Genomic DNA, 5,406 nt, shown 5'->3' with positions numbered 1-5,406 from the left:
GACTTACATTTATTACGTCTTCGTTGTTCTTACACGATTACTATATAATAATACCTCATCTAACCAATACTTTTTAACAGACAAAAACAAGAAAAAAACAATACTTTTACAATACAAAGCCTGTACTATTTATTAAATGTATAATTATCATTAACTAATTTAACTCATGAATATCCTTAGAAAAGTCTATCTGGCTCTATCTAATATATCCATGTTTTTTTAACAACTCCATATAATATATTTCATTCTTTCTAATAATTTCTTCAATCAGTGCTTGTCCTTCCTCTGATGAATCACTTAAATTAAACTGATCTTGCTGATAATTGTTTCCACGAAGAATTATTGTCTCATCTAAAAGATATTCACACTCTTGTCCCAAAAAAATCATATCAACTATTCTATCATTACAATCAAATTCAAAGTTAATAAAATATTCTTCTCCTCTATCAATTGCATTAACCTCTAGTCCTAATTCTAACATTTCATTTATATTTTTTTCTATTTTCCTATTTTCATCAAAAGATCTAATAGATTGTAATATCTCTAAATCTGTAATATGATATGTTCTCTCTTTAATCCCTTTTTCGAGTTTAGATTTCCCAATCAAACTACTATCACATACCTGCGCATTAAATCTGTATTTTAGAATAGTATCTATTTCTTCAATTGAAAATTTTATAGGTGTTGTTATATCTTTTAATGTATAGTTCTTCATGTTTATTTCCTCTACTTAATTATATTTCACTCAATTATTTAGTTGCTCGTGTCCCATAGAATGAATGTCCACCTATACGTCCTATAATATGATAATGGTAATAATAGTCATGTCCTAATTGTACACTAATTGGGCTATATGAATCAATCTCTGGACCAATTGCACCCCCAGCAGTATTTGCTACCATTCTAGCTAAAGCAGATGATTTAGACCAAACATTTCCACCACCTCTTAACCATGCTGCTGCTTCTCCTGTTGTTTCAAACGCATTACCAATATACAGCTTTTTAATTTTTCCCATACTAGTCATTTCTTCATTTAAAAGTGCCATATAATGAAAATACCCTTTCTTTTCAAGTGTTTCAACTACTTCTGATGCAAGTGCATGACGTATTTCCTCACCAGCATATAATACTGTAATAGTTGCCGCCATTGCAATTAATGTTTTCATTAATGCTTGCCCTATTACTAGTATCAATCTAATACTTCCTGCCATTCTCGCTTGTTGAGGTTGTCCACTTACAACTGAATATGTTCCTTCTTCTGTTTCAATAGTATAGCTTGGCTTTAATTCTCCATTAAACTCAATTTTAAAGTTTAATTCTATTTTATCTGTTTCTGATAAGCTTCTCGCATCTTTTAATAAATCAACTTGACTTAAAGAAACCTCATTAGTCTCTCTATTCCATTCTATATCTATTCTTTGATTATCTATTACCGCATATGCCCTTGAATAAACATCACCATTTTCTATAACTTCCACTTGATCAGCTTTTAATAATTCTTCTGGTAGGTATTCAATATTAGTTACAGCCTTAGCAAAAGTTAAATTAGATGTACATAAAACAATAGTCATAACTAATAGCATGGCTATATATTTTTTTATTCTTTTCATATAAATCTCCTCAAAAATATATTAAATTAAAACTTTTTCCGTAATAAGGAATTTACATAATATATATAATATACTATACACTATACAAAATCAACCCTTTTAATCACACAAATTTTCTAGCACTTAAAATAATGGTGCTAATCTTTCTTTTATTAATCTCTTTCTTCTCTTATTAAATCCATCTTCTGTGAGTTCCATTACCTCACATATTCTACCTATTGAATACCTTTTAAAGTATCTCATTTCAATGAGCTGTAACTCATATTCTGTTAGTATACTTAATATATTCTCTACTCGTTTTAATTGTCTTTCCTTCTTCTGTATATCCTTTAAAATAGCCTGTATACGTCTTTCATTATTTATCTCTCTTTCTATTACCTCATTCTCTACAACGCTACTAAACGCATATGTGACACTTCCTGCTCTTTCATTTCCACTTGCTCCTGTTATACCGACTACCTCCTGCGCTTCTTCTAAATCTAGCTTTAAATTATCTATTTCAACCTTTAACTTTGGTAAATTGTAAAGGATGCCTTCTACTGTGCTGTAATTATTGTCTTTCATTGTGTAACCTCCAAGTGTGTAATTATGCCTCTTTGTATGCCTGATCTATTACCTTAACTATTCTCTCTTCAAATAGCTTTCTAGGATATGCTTTCTCTCTTTGCTCATGATTTTGCCCACATGACATATATCTGCCTAATTCAAGAATAACTGCATCTACTACTTTATCCTTATTGAGATAAACCACCTCTTTAATCGGTTCTACCTTCTTCTCACACGCTTCATACCATTTAGTGAGTATTTCTTTTTCCTCTTGAGCTTGTTGTAGTGAAATTTCTCCTTTTCTATGTTGACCATATAGTCCTCTCATTGCTAAATAGTAAACTTGCTCATTTCCTTGTAGTCGTCTCCCTACTGGCATATTTTGTTCTGCAATTCTTCTTAATTCTTTAACGTTCATCATCCTAAATCCCTTATCCTTTCTTTTCTCTACACCTTACATTGCTGCGTGCTGGCTACATTCCATTTTATTGATACACGCACAATAACTATTAATCCATTGCTCTGTCTTTTTATCCTTATAACTTGTTTCATACATCTCTGCTGTTATAGTTACAACTTGTCCTACGTTCTCCTCTACCTGCTCGTATATGTGGCGAGTGTTGGCACCATTAAACACTGTTCCTGTGATTCGTTTATTCTTCTTATTTAAAAGAGTAAATCTAACTACTTTTTCATTCTTTAGGGTAATTCTCTCAATAAGTCCTTCAAATCTTAATTCATTCATTAGTTTAGTTCCTTTCTTTTTTTAACCACACCTACCCATTTATCTCTATTCTCCAATCCGTTGCTTCACTTCTGTTGCTTGCAACATTAACTGCAACAGTACTTTATACCTTAATTTCATTGATACTCATAGGTTACAACAGTACAACAGTAAAAAACGTAAAAACTTTTGAAAATGTAACACGCAGTGACTCGTTACCTCTATTCCCTATATATATTATTTATTATATTTTTTCTTACTTTTACTGTTGCAAATGTTGCAAACCTCATCAATCCATTGCCCCACAAGACATCCACATGCAACAGTACAATCAATTTTAATGTTGTTTTAACGTTGCAATCCGTTGCAAATTAAAATGGTATACTGTAATCCTTTATATAAGGCATCTTATAAAATCTACCTCTTAACTTCCCTTTTGAGGTATTACGTTGTTCAAATCCCATATTGCTTAATGCTTTTCCAACCTTTTTAGGTGTTAACTTTTTCCCATGCTGCTCCTCTAAATAATTGCATAATGCTGTACTTGTAATATAGCCCCATTCTTCTTCAGGTTGATTGAGTGGGATAATATGCTCAATAATTAACTGCTCATCTGTTTTCACGATATACTCTTTGTTTCTTTCATTGTTTAATTGGATTTCTTCTTGATTAAGATGTGTTACCCCACCTTTAAAGTACATGTCCATAATTTGCCCCCATAATAAATCAACATCAATATCATGGGTGTGGTTAAGAGCTTCTACATCTATTACAATGAAACGTCTATTCCCTGTATCATCCCTTAAGAACTCATCATCATTAACTGTACAAGCAAAGAATGTTCTACGTGGATATTTCTCAGCTTTTCTATCATATGGTGTACGATATTCATCTTGTGGAGAAGTTAACCATGCTTTAAGTGCGTCACGATCCGATTTCCTCATAGTTCCTCCAAGCTCACCTAATTCACACAGCCAATAAGATGTAGCCTGAATAATATCATCCTTTTTTGAAAGGTCTAGCTGTACACCATCCTTAAAGAAATCAAATAAAATTTCCTTTGGCATTAATGCTCTAAACCATCTTGTTTTCCCTAGTCCTTGTTTCCCTTTAAATACTAAAGTAAATTCTGCATTAAAATGCCCATTGTTTAATCCCATTTTTACGCCTGTCATCAGCCATATTTTTATGATTTTTTCATTAAATAAAATTTCCTCATAAGTATAGTGGTCTGCATAGGTAATAGTTTTAAGGAGTCGTTCAAGCTCATTTGCCCCTGGTGTATTTTTATATTTTTCATGTGCTTTCTCTAAATATTCTTTAACTGGATTATATGCATTTTGATTAGCAATAAAAGAAGTAAAATCCCAAAGATTATCTCTTGAAAGATGTAATCCTGTCCTTACACAATCACTATTCATAATGGTCATAAAGTCTTTATAAACATACCATTTTACGTTACTCTTAATCTCTTTCTTTAACTCATTATATTGTAATTGAATATCTTTCTTTTTATATAACAAGGCTAAGTTTTCCCATATCTTATAAGGCGTTCCCCTATCATTACATTCATAGTTAATATCTTGCTTTGAGCTTATCTTTGTCTTTTGTAATGCCTTCTTCATCTCGGCCTTTATAGCTTTTATCATTTCATTAAATAATGTTTTCTGCTTACTTTTTTCAGCCTCTATCATTAACTCATTTAACTTTTTTACCTGCTCTATTTCATTATCCCAACTTAAAAAATCATAAGTTCGTATATCACTAAAGTTTATTTGTTGCATTTTGTCCTCTCCTCTTATTTGTAATAATTCTTGTTATAATAACTACCTCTATAAGTGCTTAAACATTTATTAATAGTCATATTCCCATAAGTAGAGCCACTTTGCCTTCTATTCCATTTATCTCGCATCATGGCACTACTCCTATAAATCCTATCTATCTGTCCTGCATTGCCACCTGTCCAAAAAATAAGCATATTAACAAATGTCATATCATCTTTAGATGCATCTCCTGAACTACCACCATAGTAATAGAGGTCTCTAAATTTCTCATTTCTGCTTGCCTTTTCAATGACTTCTCTATCATCCAAAGACTCGCCTCTTCCTATATGGTAGGGTGTGGTTAAAAAGGTCTTTTCTTGCCTTGCCAAATACTTTGTGTGTAGTGGCTTAATACTCTCTGTACAATCTCTTAATGTGGTATAGTTTCCTATGACTTTTCCTGTAACTGTAAAGAATCTGCCTTTCTCATAACATTCAAAGTTACCTTTTCTACAAGCTCCTTGTGGCTTACTCCCTTTGCAAATCACATGAATACCTTTCCCACTAGGAGACACCTCACTGTAACTATTTAATGTTGTTACTACCTCTTTTACCACTGGATCATCAAGCTCTACACTATCTATATCCACACCAAATATGCCATCACCTAACATAAGGCCTAAACCATCATATAGGTGTACTACCCTAATAGCAGTTTCATAATCACTCCAAGTCTCAGCATTATTACTTTGAGCCATGCCAC

The 5,406-nt window shown here is 32.1% G+C and carries 7 protein-coding genes; all 7 read right to left on the bottom strand.

Annotation, left to right across the window (positions count from 1 at the left end; translation table 11 throughout):
* Positions 1-196: 196 nt before the first annotated feature.
* A complete protein-coding gene (locus AC1VAQ_RS20660) occupies positions 197-715 on the bottom strand; it encodes a hypothetical protein (RefSeq protein ID WP_479904500.1) in 519 nt (172 codons plus the stop codon).
* 34 nt (positions 716-749) lie between these two features.
* Entirely contained in the window at positions 750-1,610 is an 861-nt protein-coding gene (locus tag AC1VAQ_RS20655; protein ID WP_479904499.1) for a hypothetical protein, read from the bottom strand.
* Positions 1,611-1,733: 123 nt separating this feature from the next.
* The gene (locus tag AC1VAQ_RS20650; protein ID WP_302599041.1) at positions 1,734-2,174 is read right to left on the bottom strand and encodes a sigma-70 RNA polymerase sigma factor region 4 domain-containing protein; all 441 of its coding nucleotides are present in this window, start codon (positions 2,172-2,174) and stop codon (positions 1,734-1,736) included.
* A gap of 22 nt (positions 2,175-2,196) precedes the next feature.
* On the bottom strand, positions 2,197-2,577 hold the full coding sequence (locus tag AC1VAQ_RS20645) for a hypothetical protein (RefSeq protein ID WP_302599043.1): 381 nt from the start codon (positions 2,575-2,577) through the stop codon (positions 2,197-2,199).
* A 33-nt stretch (positions 2,578-2,610) separates the two neighbouring features.
* Positions 2,611-2,901, bottom strand: a complete 291-nt coding sequence (locus AC1VAQ_RS20640) for a hypothetical protein (RefSeq protein WP_479904498.1) — start codon at positions 2,899-2,901, stop codon at positions 2,611-2,613.
* A 350-nt stretch (positions 2,902-3,251) separates the two neighbouring features.
* Complete coding sequence (locus AC1VAQ_RS20635; protein ID WP_479904497.1) at positions 3,252-4,664, bottom strand: VapE domain-containing protein; 1,413 nt, start codon at positions 4,662-4,664, stop codon at positions 3,252-3,254.
* Between the two features lie 14 nt (positions 4,665-4,678).
* Positions 4,679-5,406, bottom strand: a 728-nt coding sequence (locus AC1VAQ_RS20630; protein WP_479904496.1) for a phage NrS-1 polymerase family protein, incomplete at its 5' end; no start/stop codon positions are given.

Source organism: Cellulosilyticum sp., from assembly GCF_982396655.1.
The sequence above is the reverse complement of the archived record's forward strand: the minus strand, read 5'-3'. Positions and strand labels throughout refer to the sequence as shown.